The 14,376-nt window shown below is 65.7% G+C and carries 15 protein-coding genes and 1 pseudogene; 10 read left to right on the top strand and 6 right to left on the bottom strand.

Features of this window, described 5'->3' with window-relative positions; all coding sequences use genetic code 11:
* Nucleotides 1-207, bottom strand: a pseudogene (locus B3446_RS00155) (hypothetical protein); the annotation flags it as partial.
* 199 nt (nt 208-406) lie between these two features.
* A complete protein-coding gene (locus tag B3446_RS00150; protein ID WP_291376048.1) occupies nt 407-1,432 on the bottom strand; it encodes a LacI family DNA-binding transcriptional regulator in 1,026 nt (341 codons plus the stop codon).
* 217 nt (nt 1,433-1,649) lie between these two features.
* Here B3446_RS00150 and B3446_RS00145 point away from each other — a divergent pair, with 217 nt between their 5' ends.
* Nucleotides 1,650-2,621 carry a Bug family tripartite tricarboxylate transporter substrate binding protein gene (locus B3446_RS00145; protein ID WP_191575848.1) on the top strand — a complete coding sequence of 324 codons (972 nt, stop codon included), beginning with the start codon at nt 1,650-1,652 and terminating at the stop codon, nt 2,619-2,621.
* A 46-nt stretch (nt 2,622-2,667) separates the two neighbouring features.
* A complete protein-coding gene (gene gudD, locus B3446_RS00140) occupies nt 2,668-4,014 on the top strand; it encodes a glucarate dehydratase (protein WP_291376047.1) in 1,347 nt (448 codons plus the stop codon).
* A gap of 46 nt (nt 4,015-4,060) precedes the next feature.
* Here gudD and B3446_RS00135 read toward each other — a convergent pair whose 3' ends face one another.
* Together B3446_RS00135 and B3446_RS00130 are read right to left on the bottom strand one after the other, a co-directional pair.
* Nucleotides 4,061-4,744, bottom strand: coding sequence for a hypothetical protein (locus tag B3446_RS00135; RefSeq protein ID WP_291376045.1), 684 nt, complete (start codon nt 4,742-4,744; stop codon nt 4,061-4,063).
* 2 nt (nt 4,745-4,746) lie between these two features.
* Nucleotides 4,747-5,778 (bottom strand): TRAP transporter substrate-binding protein, encoded by a 1,032-nt coding sequence (locus B3446_RS00130; protein ID WP_291376044.1) that lies wholly within the window; start codon nt 5,776-5,778, stop codon nt 4,747-4,749.
* Nucleotides 5,779-5,950: 172 nt separating this feature from the next.
* On the opposite strand from B3446_RS00130, the gene B3446_RS00125 reads away from it, so the two are divergent.
* Nucleotides 5,951-6,784: an IclR family transcriptional regulator gene (locus B3446_RS00125; protein ID WP_191575844.1), complete on the top strand. Its 834-nt coding sequence runs from the start codon at nt 5,951-5,953 to the stop codon at nt 6,782-6,784.
* Here B3446_RS00125 and B3446_RS00120 read toward each other — a convergent pair.
* Nucleotides 6,781-7,608 (bottom strand): IclR family transcriptional regulator, encoded by an 828-nt coding sequence (locus tag B3446_RS00120; protein ID WP_291376042.1) that lies wholly within the window; start codon nt 7,606-7,608, stop codon nt 6,781-6,783. The two genes, B3446_RS00125 and B3446_RS00120, sit on opposite strands and share 4 nt — an antisense overlap.
* Nucleotides 7,609-7,735: 127 nt before the next feature.
* On the opposite strand from B3446_RS00120, the gene B3446_RS00115 reads away from it, so the two are divergent.
* From B3446_RS00115 to B3446_RS00085, 7 genes are all read left to right on the top strand, one after another.
* Nucleotides 7,736-8,743, top strand: a complete 1,008-nt coding sequence (locus tag B3446_RS00115) for a TRAP transporter substrate-binding protein (protein WP_291376040.1) — start codon at nt 7,736-7,738, stop codon at nt 8,741-8,743.
* 19 nt (nt 8,744-8,762) lie between these two features.
* Complete coding sequence (locus tag B3446_RS00110) at nt 8,763-9,206, top strand: type II 3-dehydroquinate dehydratase (RefSeq protein WP_191575841.1); 444 nt, start codon at nt 8,763-8,765, stop codon at nt 9,204-9,206.
* A gap of 49 nt (nt 9,207-9,255) precedes the next feature.
* On the top strand, nt 9,256-9,822 hold the full coding sequence (locus B3446_RS00105) for a TRAP transporter small permease (protein WP_409558317.1): 567 nt from the start codon (nt 9,256-9,258) through the stop codon (nt 9,820-9,822).
* Nucleotides 9,819-11,099 carry a TRAP transporter large permease subunit gene (locus tag B3446_RS00100; protein WP_291376038.1) on the top strand — a complete coding sequence of 427 codons (1,281 nt, stop codon included), beginning with the start codon at nt 9,819-9,821 and terminating at the stop codon, nt 11,097-11,099. Before B3446_RS00105 ends, B3446_RS00100 begins: the two co-directional genes overlap by 4 nt.
* 68 nt (nt 11,100-11,167) lie before the next feature.
* Nucleotides 11,168-11,869, top strand: a complete 702-nt coding sequence (pcaH, locus tag B3446_RS00095) for a protocatechuate 3,4-dioxygenase subunit beta (protein ID WP_291376036.1) — start codon at nt 11,168-11,170, stop codon at nt 11,867-11,869.
* Between the two features lie 3 nt (nt 11,870-11,872).
* Entirely contained in the window at nt 11,873-12,442 is a 570-nt protein-coding gene (gene pcaG, locus B3446_RS00090; protein WP_191575837.1) for a protocatechuate 3,4-dioxygenase subunit alpha, read from the top strand.
* Between the two features lie 25 nt (nt 12,443-12,467).
* Complete coding sequence (locus tag B3446_RS00085; protein WP_291376034.1) at nt 12,468-13,865, top strand: 3-carboxy-cis,cis-muconate cycloisomerase; 1,398 nt, start codon at nt 12,468-12,470, stop codon at nt 13,863-13,865.
* A gap of 93 nt (nt 13,866-13,958) precedes the next feature.
* Here the strand turns inward: B3446_RS00085 and B3446_RS00080 are convergent.
* Nucleotides 13,959-14,376 (bottom strand): UTRA domain-containing protein (locus B3446_RS00080; RefSeq protein WP_291376032.1); only part of this gene is annotated, 418 nt, incomplete at its 5' end.

Raw genomic sequence — 14,376 nt, 5'->3', positions numbered from 1 at the left:
CGCCAGCACGCCTGCCAACACCGCGGCGGCCAGCACGACGGCTAGCGGCAGGGCGATGTGGCCCGCTGCGCCGGCCGTCGCCGCCTGGCTGGCGCCCACGGCGATGAGCGTGGGCATGACGGGAAGCGGCAGGCCGAGCGATGCGCCCAGCACGTTCAGGAACACGGCCAGCACGCCGTATTGCGCGATCCATTCATGCGGCAGCATGCGGCGCTCCCTGCGATTTGCGGTGGGGCGCGATGGCGGGCGTGGACATGTCGGGATCTCCTGGAATCGCCGCGCCGCGGTGCGTGGCCGGTCAGGACAGATGCTAGAGGTGGCGCTTGCGGCGCGGTAGACCCGCGCAGGGACGCACGGTGTTGTCCGGGCGACAACAATGCGTTGCAGGGAGCGCCGTGGGCGAGGCTTATGCGCTGTCGCGCGTCACGATGCGAAAGCCGATTTCCACCACCGATTGCGCGGGACGCTGGCCGTTCGCGCGCAGGCCGATCATCTCGGCCGCCTGCGCGCCGATGGCGGCCCCATCCACGTGCACGGACGTGATGGCCGGGGACATCGACGCGGCGATCTCCATGTCGCCAAAGCCCATCACGGCCAGTTGCCGCGGCACCTCCAGCCCCTGCGCCGCGGCCTCGGTCAGGACGCCAGCGGCCATCATGTCCGAGCTGCAGAACACCGCGTCGATGCCCTGGCCAGATTGCTGCAAGGCGCGCAGGCCTTCGCGGCCCTGCGCGTGCGTCGTCGGCGCGGGCATGTAATGCACCAGCGGTTCGGGCAGGCCCGAATCGACGGCGGCGCGGACCAGGCTTTCGGCGCGCAGCCGGGCGCGGTGGTCGTCGCCGCTAAGCACCGCCTGCCGCGTCTTGCCGGCGTCGCGCAGGTAGTGGCTGACCGCGGTCCCAATCGCGTCATGCGACAGGCTGAGCAGCATATCGATGGGCGCGTCCGTGGCGTCCCACGTTTCGACGATGGGGATGCCGGATGCTTTCAGCAACTGCCGGCCCTGCGGGGAGTGCATCACCCCCGTCAGCACGATGCCGTCGGGGCGGCGGCCGATGATGGCGCGCAGCAGGGCATCTTCGCGTGGCGAGTGATAGCCGCTTTGACCGACCATGAGCTGGAAGCCCTTGGCCTCCAGCGACTGCGTCAGCGCGGTCAGCATGCCGCCAAACAGAGACCCCGCGATCGACGGCACCAGCACCATCACCAGATTGCTGCGCGACAGGCGCAGGCTGCCGGCCATCAGGTTGGGCACGTAACCCAGCGCCTGGATCGCGGCATTGACCTTGTCCAGCGTGGCGGGCGAGACCTGTTGCGGCGTATTGATGGCGCGCGACACGGTGATCATCGACACCCCGGCCGCCTGCGCCACCTCGCGCACGGTGACGTTGGCGCGCTCTGACGAGCGGGAAGGGGAATCGGCTGGCGGCATTCGGGGCGGGCGCATGGAAAAAGGGGACAAAAAAGTGGCGTGAAACTGGCGTCAAGCCTAACCGCAGACGCCGGCTTTGCGGGCCGGGCAGGTTTAGGGTTTGTCCGGATGGCGGGCAGCGAATGCGGCGAAATATTCTAATGGCGCCGTGATGTTAACGTTAACAAATAAAATGTTAACGTTAACGTTCATAAAAGAACTTAAACCGGAGACAGTAATGACGAGCAACGCGCGCAAGTGGATTCTTGGTTTGACCCTGATGGCCGCAGCCGGCGTGGCGCAAGCCTGGCCGGACAAGGCCGTCACCGTCGTCGTGCCGTTCCCGCCCGGCGGCGCAACCGATTCGGTGGCGCGCGCGCTGGCCAACAAGCTGGGCGAACAGCTCAAGCAGTCGTTCGTGGTGGAAAACAAGGCCGGCGCCACGGGCACGATCGGCGCCTCGCAGGTGGCCCGCGCCGCCCCGGACGGCTACACCTTGATGGTCACGTCGCTGGCCCCGCTGGTGGTGGCGCCGCACCTGATGAAGGGCATCACCTACGATCCGGCCAAGGACTTCACGTACCTGACCGTGGCCGTGCAGACCCCCAACGTGCTGGTGGTCAGTCCGCAGCTCGCCTCCAAGGTGAATAGCGTGCAGGACGTGCTCGCGCTGCTGAAGGAAAAGCCGGGCGCGATCAGCTTCGCGACGTCGGGCGCCGGGTCGTCCGACCATCTGACCGCCGAACTCTTCTGGCAGAAGACCGGCACCAAGGGCTTGCACGTGCCGTACAAAGGCGGCGCGCCGGCCATTTCCGATCTGCTGGGCAACCAGGTGGAGATGTCCTTCCAGAACGTGAACGCCGTGCTGCCGCACATCAAGTCCGGTAAGCTCAAGGCCATCGCCGTCACGGGTTCCAAGCGTTCGCCGGTGCTGCCCGACGTGCCCACGTTCGCCGAAGCGTCGGTGCCGGGCGTCGACGTCTATGCCTGGCAGGCCGTCGTGGCCCCCAAGAACCTGCCCGCCGACGTGCGCGACAAGCTGTCCGCCGCCCTGACCGCCGCCCTGAAGGATCCGGCGATCAGCAAGCCCTTCACCGACATCGGCCTGGAGGTCGTCGCCAACTCGCCCGAAGCCTTCACCAAGTTCCAGCAGCAGGAAAGCGCCCGCTGGAAGCAGGTCATCGAAACCGGCGGCATTTCCGTGCAATGACGCAACGCGCCCGGCCGTGGCGGCCGGGCTTTTTCAAGAAGCAATCATGACTCTTCACGCATCGCAAGCCTCCCAGACGCCCACGATCACCGGCATGCGCGTTGTGCCGGTGGCCGGCCAGGACTCCATGCTGCTCAACCTGAGCGGCGCTCACGCCCCTTATTTCACGCGCAACCTGGTCATCCTGACCGACAGCGCGGGCAACACCGGCGTGGGCGAAGTCCCCGGCGGCGAAAAGATCCGCGCCACCCTGGAAGACGCGCGCGCCCTCATTGCGGGCAGCTCAATCGGCAACTACCAGCACACGCTGAACCAGATGCGCCAGGCGTTCGCCGGGCGGGACAGCGAGGGCCGCGGTGCCCAGACCTTCGACCTGCGCGTGGCGATCCATGCCGTGACGGCGGTGGAATCGGCCTTGCTGGACTTGCTGGGGCAGCACCTGGGCGTGCCTGTCGCAGCGCTGCTGGGCGAGGGCGTGCAGCGCACGTCTGTCCAGATGCTGGGCTATCTGTTCTACGTGGGTGACGCCGCGCAAACGCCGCTGCCTTACCAGACGGCGCCCGACGCCGAAGGCTGGCTGCGCGTGCGGCACGAAAAGGCGATGACGCCCGAGGCCATTGTCCGCCTTGCCGAAGCGGCCCACGACCGCTACGGCTTCCAGGACTTCAAGCTCAAGGGTGGCGTGCTGCGCGGCGAGGAAGAAGTCGAAGCCATCCGCGCCTTGCACGAGCGCTTTCCCGAGGCGCGCGTCACGCTCGACCCGAACGGCGGCTGGCTGCTCAAGGACGCGGTGCGCCTGTGCCGCGATCTGCATGGCGTGATGGCTTATGCGGAAGACCCGTGCGGCGCCGAAGGCGTTTTTTCCGGCCGCGAAGTCATGGCTGAATTCCGCCGCGCCACCGGCCTGCCAACCGCCACCAACATGGTGGCCACCGACTGGCGTGAGATGGCGCATGCGCTGTCGCTGCAATCGGTCGACATACCGCTGGCCGATCCGCATTTCTGGACGATGCAGGGCTCGGTGCGCGTGGCGCAAACGTGCCAGGCGTTCGGCCTGACGTGGGGCTCGCACTCCAACAACCACTTCGACGTATCGCTGGCGATGTTCACGCACGTGGGCGCCGCCGCGCCGGGCCGTGTCACCGCGATCGACACGCACTGGATCTGGCAGGACGGCCAGCACCTGACGCGAAACCCGCTGCAGATCCGCAACGGGTATGTCGAGCTGCCGCAAACCGGCGGGCTGGGCATCGAGCTGGATATGGACGCGATCGAGCGCGCCCATCAGCTTTATCTGCAGCACGGCCTGGGCGCGCGCGACGATGCCACGGCGATGCAGTATCTGGTGCCCGGGTGGAAGTTCGACAACAAGCGGCCCTGCATGGTGCGCTGATCGGCATCGCACCGACCGGTGAAAAGGCAGGGCGCGGGGCAGGGAACTACCTTGCCCCCGCACGCTCCAGTGTGTGGGACAGGCAATAGACGTCTGACCACGCCGGGCCACCACCCGTCATTGTGCGCATCTGGGCCGAGTTCAGAATGTCGCCGTCGCAGGCGGTCACCGCGTTGATCGCATAACCGTTGACGACGTAGATCCAGTCGGCCGCACGGTCTTTTCCGCCGCGTATTTTCTGTTCCGTGGTGGCGTGCATTGCCGGCGTGTCCGTCACGATCAGATGCGCGCCGGACAAGCCCGGCTGCGCCGCCGCGGCCGCCGCATGCGCCTTCAGATATGCGCGCAGCGCTTCCTCCGACCCGGGCAGGGGAGACAGGCGAATCGTCAGCGCATATCTGGCCAAGCCGCCGCCGACGCTCTCGACCACGCGGCATTGGCTGCGGATCATGTTGCGGTGCTGCGGCATGAGCTTCGTGGACCACGGGGTGGGCGCGTTGAGCCGCTGGAGGTAGCCGGGGGAGACCAGCGTTTCGTAGGCGTCCAATTCGTACAACACGAAGAATCCTTCACCGCCCTGGGCGCTGGTCCAGCGCGTGCCGCGCAGAAACCCGGGAACGCCCATGCGCTCCGGGAAGTGCTCATGGGTATGCCAGTCTTCGAACTCCGCGCGCCACGCCGGCGCAATGTCCCACCACATTGCGATCGCGGCCTTTCCGAGCATGCCCATGGTCAGTTCTTGGCCCGCAAAGCCGCAAGTTCCGCGGCGACCTGTTGCATGACGTCAGGTCCGATTTCGCCCGCGAACTTGTCCACCACCGGTTTGACTGCGCCGCGCAGGCGCTCGACCGCTTCAGGCGTCAAGGTGTTGACCTGCATGACCTTGCGCAGATCGTCGATGGCCACCGCTTCCTTGGCCTGCGAGATCCGCCGTTCTTCCGCCTTGGCCTCGGCGGCCGCTTCCAGGATGATCTTGCGCTCGGCGTCTGACATGCTGTCCCACGTCTTGCGGCTCATCAGGAATGGCATGCCCGTGTAGATATGGCGCGTCAGCGACAGGTATTTCTGCACTTCGGCAAACTTGGCGGACAGGATCACGCCCACCGGATTGTCCTGGCCGTCGATGGCCTTGGACTCCAGCGCGCCGTAGACCTCGCCGAACGTCATCGGCACCGGGTTGGCGCCCAGCGTCTTGAACATGTCGATGTAGACGGGGGCGGCAATGACGCGCATCTTCAGGCCGTGCAGGTCCTGCGCCTGCGCGATCGGGCGCTTGCTGTTGGTCATGTTGCGAAAGCCCAGGTCCCAGATGCCCAGGCCAATCAGGCCGTGATCGGACAGGCCATTCAACAGGCGCTGTGCAACGGGTCCGTCCGAAACCGTGTACGCCTCGCGTGCGTCGTTGAACAGGAACGGCAGGTCAAAGACCATGAACCGCTTGTCGATGCCGGCCAGGAGGCCTGTCGCCATCGACGTGAAATCCAGCGTGCCGCCGCGAACGGCCGACAGATTCTGGGGATCGCCGCCTAGCACCGCATTGGCGTAGATCGACACCTTCATCTTGCCGCCGCTTTTCTCGGCGACCAGATCGGCAAATTTCTGCGCGCCCTGGCCCAGGGGATGGTCCGCAGCCAAGCTGAACGCGAACTTCATCGTGCGCGCCTTGATCTCCTGTGCGGCGGCGGTTCCCGCCACGGCAAGGCAAGCTAGGATGGTCGCTGCGGCATTCACGGCGATGCGCAAGCACGTCTTCTTTGAATTCATCACAAGCACCTTCTTCGGTTGTCGTTGGCAAAGGTCCGGTTGATGCGGTTACGGCGGCGGGCCATCGTGTGAATACCCGGCTGCGAGCATAGGGCATAATTTTGAATCCCGTTCAAAATTTGATCGAATTCAAAAATTGAACGATTCCATGGATGGTCACCCGGAGAGCGCGATGAGCGGGGCAATCGAAAAGACACTGGCGTTGCTTGAATACCTGGCCGCCCATCCGGACGGCGCGAACCTCGCCGACATTGCGGACGACCTGCACCAACTGCGCAGCGGATGTCACCGGACCCTGCACGAACTCATGAAGTTCGGCTACGTCCGGCAGACGTCGGTGCGCGGCGAATACGCATTGACGACCAAGCTGGCGTCGATGGGGCTGAGTTTCCTGAGCCGGTCCGGCGTGATCGACATCGCGCAGCCGGTCATCGACCGTTTTGCTGCAGCAACCGGTGAACTCGTGCGTCTGGCCATCGTCGACGGCAAGCGCTTGACGCTGGTGGCCAAGGCGCAAGGCGCGAAATCCGGGCTGTTGTACGACCCAGACATGGGCATCGACCTGCGCCTGTCGTGCAGCGCGGCCGGCCACGCGTGGTTGATGACATTGCCCGAAGACCAGGCCATTGCCTACGTCACCGAACAGGGGCTGGGAAAACCACGGGATTTCGGGCCCAATGCCCCCACGTCGATCCGCGCGTTGCTGGCCAGCCTGGACGCGCATCGGCGGCGCGGCTACAGCATTCTGCAGGACGTCTACGCAGCCGGCATGAGCGCGATGGCGGCGCCCATCCGGCGCCCCGGGCATCAAAGCACCGGCATCCTGGTGGTGGCCGGTCCGTCGCAACGTTTGACCGTTAAAGCCATGGAGAAATTCGGGCCGGCGCTACTGCGCGCGGCAAGCGAGCTGGCGCAGGCCGGAGACGCGTCGCCGCTGCTGCGCTCGGCGCGCGTGGGCACCTGGGGAAATGGCCCCGCGCAGGGTGAAGCGCTGGCGGGGGATTAATCCGCGGACGTCTCGTCTCCGGAATTTCGGCCCTGCATCGGGAAGCGCGTTCGGAACATCGGCGATGCCAGGCTGGCGAGCGCCAGTTCCTGCGCAGCCGCCATCAGGTCTGGACCCAGCGCTTCCATCCGCGCTTCGGTCAGGCGCATCGCCGGACCTGCAATGCTCAATACGCCAATGGCCGCTTCGCCCTTGCGCTGCACCGGCGCCGCCATCGCAGTCATTCCCGGCGCGAACACTTCGTTGATCATTGCGTAGCCGCGCTTGCGCCCGGCCTGAAGCATCTTCGTCAGCGCGGCGATGGTGGTGGGGGCGTTGGGACCGTATTCCTCGGGCGATCCGAATCCCTGGCGTGAGACCAGGTCCAGTGCGCGTTCGTCGGTCATCGTCAGCATCCACGCGTGGCCCGAGGCGCTGCACGACAGCCTGGCCTCGGAGCCCATCTCGGGGTCGTAGCGCAGACCGTGGCGCGCGCCCTGCGCCTTCGCGACCCAGGTCAGCCGCTCTTCGTTGTCCACGATGGCCAGCCGCACGAGTTCGCCGGAGATGTCCGCCAGCCGATCCACCAGCGGCTGCGCGATGTCGACGATGCCTGTCGCCGCAAGATAGCTCAACCCGATTGAAGCGACCCGGGCTGTCAGCGCGTAGTCGCCGTGATCCCGGATCTGGCGCACATAGCCGCAGCGGCAAAGGTCTGTCAGCAGACGGTGCGCGGCGCTCTGCGGAATCTCCAGTTGCTGGGCAAGTGAAGCGAGGGGCACACCTTCGGGTCTGGAGGACAGGTACTCCATGACGGCGAGCGCGCGTTCGAGAACTCCGGCCATGTCATCTCAACAAGTAGTGGGGTGATGGATGATAACCCTAGGTGGAAAACTATTCCACTCGGAATTACATTCCACTACCGAGTCTTGCCAGACATCGAAAAAATTCCAAATAACACCGGAGACAACGATGAAGACCAGCCTTTTCCGCTTTGCATTGATCGCCGCCCTGTGCGCGAGCGCCATGCCGGCCGCCGCGCAGGACATCCAGGAACGCACGATACGCTTCGGCCATCTGAACAACACGGATCACCCCGTCAGCGCGGGGGTGCAGAAGTTTACGGAACTGGTGGCGGCCAAGAGCGGCGGAAAGCTGAAGGTCAAGGAATTTCCGGCCTCGCAGCTTGGCAATGAAATGCAGCAGCAGTCCGGGCTGCAGGGTGGCGTGCAGGAGATGTCCGCGCCGGCCTCCACGTCGCTGGCGGGCATCGTCAAAGAGTTCGGGCTGATCGATCTGCCGTTTTCCGTCACCGACTTCGGGCAGGCCGACGCGCTGCTGGACGGCCCGCTGGGCAACGCCCTGATCGCCAAGCTGCCCGAAAAAGGCCTGGTCGCGCTGGGCTTCTGGGACCTCGGTTTTCGCAACGTGACGAACTCCAAGCACGCCATCGGCAAGCCGGAGGATCTGGCGGGCCTGAAGATCCGCGTGATTCCCAACCCCGTCTTCCTCGATACGTTCAAGGCCTTCAAGGCCAATCCCGTGCCGATGCCCTTTGCAGAGCTGTATGGGGCGCTGGAATCGCGAGCGGTCGACGGCCAGGAAAATCCCTATTCGGTGATCCTGTCCAACAAGTTCTACGAAGTGCAGAAGTACGTCAGCGCGACCAACCACGTGTATGCCGCGAACATCGTGCTGGTCAGCAAGAAGTTCTGGGACAAGCTGTCGCCCGCCGAGCAGAAGATCCTGCAGGAGGCGGCCATTGAGGCGCGCGGCTACCAGCGCAAGGTCAGCCGGGCCGCCGCGCAGAAGGCCGTGACGGAATTGCAGGCCAAGGGCATCCAGTTCAACACGATCGAACCGGGCGAAAAGGCGCGCATGCAGCAGGTCGTCAAGCCGGTGATCGAGCACTTCACCAGCAGCTACGACCCCGCGATCGTCAAGCTCTACAACGACGAACTCGCCCGCATCCGCAAGTAACCCGCACCGGCATCCCATCATGAAGATCCTTGTCCTGCACGGCCCCAACCTCAACCTGTTCGGCCGCCGCGAGCCGCACATCTACGGAACTACGACGCTTGCGGAGATCAACGACCGCCTGGCGGCGCTGGCCGCGGAACTGAGCGTCCAGCTGTTGACGCTGCAATCGAACCATGAGGGCGCGTTGATCGACTTTCTGCACGAGAACATCGACTCCGCCCAGGGCGCCTTGGTGAACCCTGCCGGGCTGACCCAGCACGGCGTGCCGCTGCACGATGCCATCAAGGCCATGCCGTTTCCCACGCTGGAGGTGCACATGTCGAACATCGCCGCCCGTGAGACCTGGCGCGCGCATTCAATTATTTCGCCGGCGGTGCGCGGCACGGTGCAAGGGTTGGGCCCCCAGTCCTACCTGACGGCGCTGCGTGGCCTGGTCGGGCTTTTGCAGGACGCCAAGGCATGAGCCCGGCGCCCGCGCATCCGACGCCGCAAGGAGGCTGGCCATGGTCGTCATAGACAGATTCATCGGCGCGGTCTGCCGTGTGCTGGAATTTGCCATCGCCTTGCTGCTGGCGGCGATGGTGGTGCTGGTCTTCGGCAATGTCGTGGCGCGTTACGGCTTTAACTCCGGCATCACGCTGTCCGAAGAGCTGTCGCGCTGGATGTTCATCTGGCTGACCTTTCTGGGGGCGGTCATCGCCCTGAAAGAGCGCGGCCACCTGGGCATGGACATGGTCGTGGCCAAGCTGCCCACGGCGGGCAAGAAGATCTGCCTCGTCGCGGGGCAGATCCTCATGCTTTACATCGTGAGCCTCATGTTCAAGGGGAGCTGGGATCAGGCGGTGATCAATGCGGACGTCAGCGCGCCCGTGAGCGGCCTGCCGATGGCCATTGTGTACGTGGCCGGATTGGTGTTCTCGGTGATGGCGGGCCTGATCATCGCCATGGATCTGTACCGCGTGCTCGCCGGCAAGCTGCAGGACCAGGATCTGATCATGGTCCAGGAATCCGAAGAGGCGGTGCAGCTCAAGCAGATTCTCGAGGATGCCGGCAACGGCGCGCCAAGGAGAAGCGCATGACCATCGCCGTGTTCATCGGATCGCTACTGGGTGTGATGGCGCTGGGCGTGCCCATTGCCTTTGCGCTGCTGGCCAGCGGCGTGGCCCTCATGTGGCATCTGGACATCTTCGACGCGCAGATCCTGGCGCAGAACGTCATTGGCGGGGCGGACAGCTTTCCGCTGCTGGCGGTGCCGTTCTTCATGCTGGCCGGCGAAATCATGAACGTGGGCGGGCTGTCCCGCCGCATCGTCGACCTGGCGCTGGCGCTGGTCGGGCACGTGAAGGGCGGGCTTGGCTACGTCACGATCATGGCGGGCTGCCTGCTGTCGGCGCTGTCGGGATCGGCCGTGGCGGACGCCGCGGCGCTGACGGCGTTGCTGCTGCCCATGATGGTCAGCGCCGGCCACAAGAAGCAGACCGCGGGCGGCCTGATTGCCGCGACCGGTGTGATCGGGCCGGTCATTCCGCCCAGCATCGGCCTGGTCATCTTCGGCGTGGCGGCCAATGTGTCCATTTCCAAGCTGTTCATGGCGGCGATCGCGCCCGGTCTGATGATCGGGGGCGCGTTGTGGCTGACCTGGGCGTGGCTGGTCCGGCGCGAGAAGATCGTGCCTCCGCCGCGCAAGTCTGCGCAGGAAATTGCCACCGCGTTCCGCAAGGCGGTCTGGGCGCTCATGCTGCCGGTGATCATCCTGGTGGGGCTGCGGATGGGCGTCTTCACGCCGACCGAAGCCGCGGTGGTCGCTGCGACCTACGCGCTGCTGGTGTCGACGCTGGTGTATCGCGAGCTCAAGCTCAACCAGCTCTATGCGGTGTTCGTGTCGGCGGCCAAGACCAGTGCCATCGTCATGTTCCTGATTGCCGCCGCCATGGTCAGCGCGTGGCTGATCACCGTGGCCGATCTGCCGTCCAAAGTGGTGGACATGCTGCAGCCTTTCATGGGCAACAAGATCCTGCTGATGGCCGCCATCATGGTGCTGGTGATGGTGGTGGGCACGGCCATGGACATGACGCCGACCATCCTGATCCTGACTCCCGTGCTGATGCCGGTGGTGCGCGCGGCGGGCATCGACCCGGTGTATTTCGGCGTGCTGTTCATCATCAACAATTCGATCGGGCTGGTCACGCCGCCCGTGGGCACCGTGCTCAATGTGGTGGCCGGCGTGGGGAAGATGAAGATGGACGACGTGACGCGCGGCGTCCTGCCGTTCATGGCCGCCGAGTTTCTCGTCATGTTCCTGATGGTGGCCTTTCCGGCCCTGGTGATCATTCCCGCGCGCTGGTTTGGCGGGTAGGCGCCAACGCGTCTCCCGCGCCGCTCGCCGGCGCACCGTGAAGCTGGATTCTTTGGAGATTTATCGCAATGTCCGATCTTGCTCAATACCGGCGCCCCTTCTGGGACACCCAGCCGGGCTACCGTTTCGATCCGTATGGATCCACGCGTTTGCGCTCGCCGAACGAACCGCTGATCGTAGTGCCGCAGACGCTTTCGGAGGTCACGGGACCGATGTTTGGTGCGGCGTTCGTCAAACAGGGCGATAACGACCTGACCCACGTCTCCACGGCGGAAGCGATCGGCGAGCGCATCATCGTGTCCGGCCGGGTGCTGGACGAGAACGGCCGGCCGGTGCCGGACGCGCTGATCGAGATCTGGCAGGCCAATGCCGCGGGCCGCTATCTGCACAAGCGCGATCAGCACGATGCGCCGCTGGATCCGAACTTCAGCGGCGAAGGGCGAGCCGTCACGGATGCGCAGGGGCGCTACCAGTTCAAGACGATCCGGCCGGGGGCGTATCCGTGGGGCAACCACTACAACGGATGGCGACCGCAGCACATTCACTTTTCGCTGTTTGGCCGGGCCTATGCCACGCGTCTGGTCACCCAGATGTATTTCCCCGGCGATCCGCTGCTCGAGTTCGATCCCATCTTCCAGTGCGTGCCGGACGCCAAGGCGCGCAACCGGCTGATCGCTGCGCTGGATTGGGAGACCACCGTGCCCGAGTACGCGCTGGGCTATCGCTTCGACATCGTCCTGCGCGGCCGCAACGCCACCCCCATGGAGTAACGCATGCTCTATCCCACCAGTTCACAGACTGTCGGTCCCTATCTGCACATCGGACTGTCCGGGTTGAACCGTGACGATCTGACGGCAGGGTGCGGCGACCTGGGCGCGATGCCGGTCATCATCGAAGGACGCGTGATCGACGGCGAGGGCAACCCCGTGCCGGACGGCATGATCGAGATATGGCAGGCCGATGCGCGCGGTGTGTACGGGCATCCGGACGACCCCCGGCATGACGAGGGCAGCGCGGGCTTCGGCGGCTTTGGCCGTGTGGCGACGCAGCCGGACGGCGGCTTTCGTTTCACCACGATCAAGCCGGGCTGTGTGCCAGGCCCGGACGGACAGATGCAGGCGCCACATCTGGTGGTGTCCGTCTTCATGCGCGGCCTGCTCAAGCATCTGTCGACGCGGATGTACTTTCCAGATGAGGCCGGCGCCAACGAGCAGGACTGGATCCTGGCTAAAGTGCCCGCACACCGGCGCGGCACGCTGGTGGCAACAGCGGCGGAGGCGGGCGTTTTGCGCTGGAACATCGTCCTGCAGGGTTCGGAAGAAACCGTGTTCTTCGACATCTGAGCCGGTGCGCGACGAGGTCTACACGATGAGCAACCTTTCCGGGCTGACCGAAACCATCTATTCGGATGACGCGATACTGTCGCAGTTTTCGGGCGCGGCGACCCTCGGCCAGATGCTTGCCGTGGAGGCGGCCCTGGCGCGCGCGCAGGCGCAATGCGGCGTCATTCCTCCAAGCGCCGCAACGGCCATCAATGAGGTCTGCCGGGGTGGCGAAATCCGCGACGTGCTGGACGTGGACGGCATTGCCATGGCTGCGGTGGCGGCGGGCAATATCGCCATCCCCTTCGTCAAGCAACTGACCGCGGCCGTCGCACGCGTGGATGCCGAAGCCGCCCGCTACGTGCATTGGGGCGCGACCAGCCAGGACATTCTGGACACCGCGCTTGTCCTGCAGATGCTTCAGGTGGCGGCCAGGCTGGACGCGGGGCTGGAGAGCGCCTCGCAGGCGTGTGCGCGGCTGACCCGCGCGCATCGGGACACCATCATGGTCGGACGCACGTGGCTGCAGCATGCGCTGCCCACGACATTCGGCGCCAAGACGGCGGGCTGGTTGGAAGCTCTGCAACGTAGCCGGCTGCGCGTGCGGCAGGACGCGTCACAGATGGCGCTGCTGCAATTCGGCGGCGCCGCGGGCACGCTGGCCAGCCTGGGACCGTCGGCAAACGAGGTGGTGCAGGCGCTGGCCGCCGAGCTGGGCCTGGGCGTGGCTGCGATGCCGTGGCACACGCACCGCGACCGGCTTGCCAGCCTGGCCGCGTCGCTGGGGGTGCTGACCGGCACGATGGGCAAGATTGCGCGGGACCTGTCGCTGATGGCGCAATCGGAGATCGGCGAAGTCAGTGAGCCGTCCAGCCCGGGGCGAGGCGGATCGAGCACGATGCCGCACAAGCGCAATCCCGTGGGCTGCGCGGCTATCCTGGCCGCCGCGATCCGCGTGCCGCCGCTGGTGTCGACGATGCTGGCGGGAATGATCCAGGAACATGAGCGCGCGCTGGGCGGCTGGCAGGCCGAGTGGGATGTGCTGCCCCAGATTGCCGCGCTGTCGGGTGGGGCGTTGCGCCATTTGGGCAGCGTGCTGGATGGGCTGCAGGTGTATCCGGACCGCATGGCAAAGAATCTTGCGCTGACCGACGGCCTCATCCTGGGCGAGGCCTACATGCTGGCGTTGGGCGCCCGGCTGGGCCGTCTGTCCGCCCATGCGCTGGTGGAGCGCGCGTCGCGTGATGCGGTCGCGAACGGGCGTTCGCTCAGGGATGCATTGCGCGAGGCGCTGGAAAGCGATGCCGCGACGCGTGGAATGCTCAGCGACGAAGATCTGGATCGTCTGGGCGATCCGGCGAATTATGTGGGTGAGGCGCCGGCGATTTGCGACAGGGTGTTGGCGGCCTGGAAGGTGAGCAGGGATCGCGCGAAGGCGGCTTGAGGCGCCTTAAATCGCCTCAAATCCCCTTCACTCGCCTGCGCCTTGCCGCGGCTCAGAACGCTGAAAACGGCATCGCGCGAATCGCGTGGTGATTCAGGACTGCCCGCGCAATCGCGCCAGCTCCGCCGACAACTCGGCCACCAGCGCCTGCGCGCGCGCCAGCGGATCCTGTCCGTTGACCGCCGCCTGCGGCTCGGGCGCGGTTTCATGCAGCCGGGGCTGCACGCTTTCATGACCCATGCTGACGTCTACGTCGAACACCAGTTGTTCGGCGCGGTGCCAGGTGGTGAACCATTCCAGCGGCTTGCCGTGCTGGTCCATGCCCTGGCCCTGCAGCATCAATAACGGCGTGCCGGCCTGCGTGTCCAGCAGGGCCGCCAGCTCGCTGTCCGCCGCGACCGCGCGGATCTGGTTGCGGCCGGCGCCGGGGCGCAGGCCGAATTGGCGCGTCAGCACGCCGTGCAGGGACGCGTCGGCCAGATGTTCAGCGCGCAGGCCAGGCACCGCGTCG

The sequence above is a fragment of the Achromobacter sp. UBA5777 genome (assembly GCF_002418565.1).
GTDB lineage: Bacteria > Pseudomonadota > Gammaproteobacteria > Burkholderiales > Burkholderiaceae_B > Achromobacter > Achromobacter animicus.
This window is presented reverse-complemented; position numbering and strand designations above follow the sequence as displayed.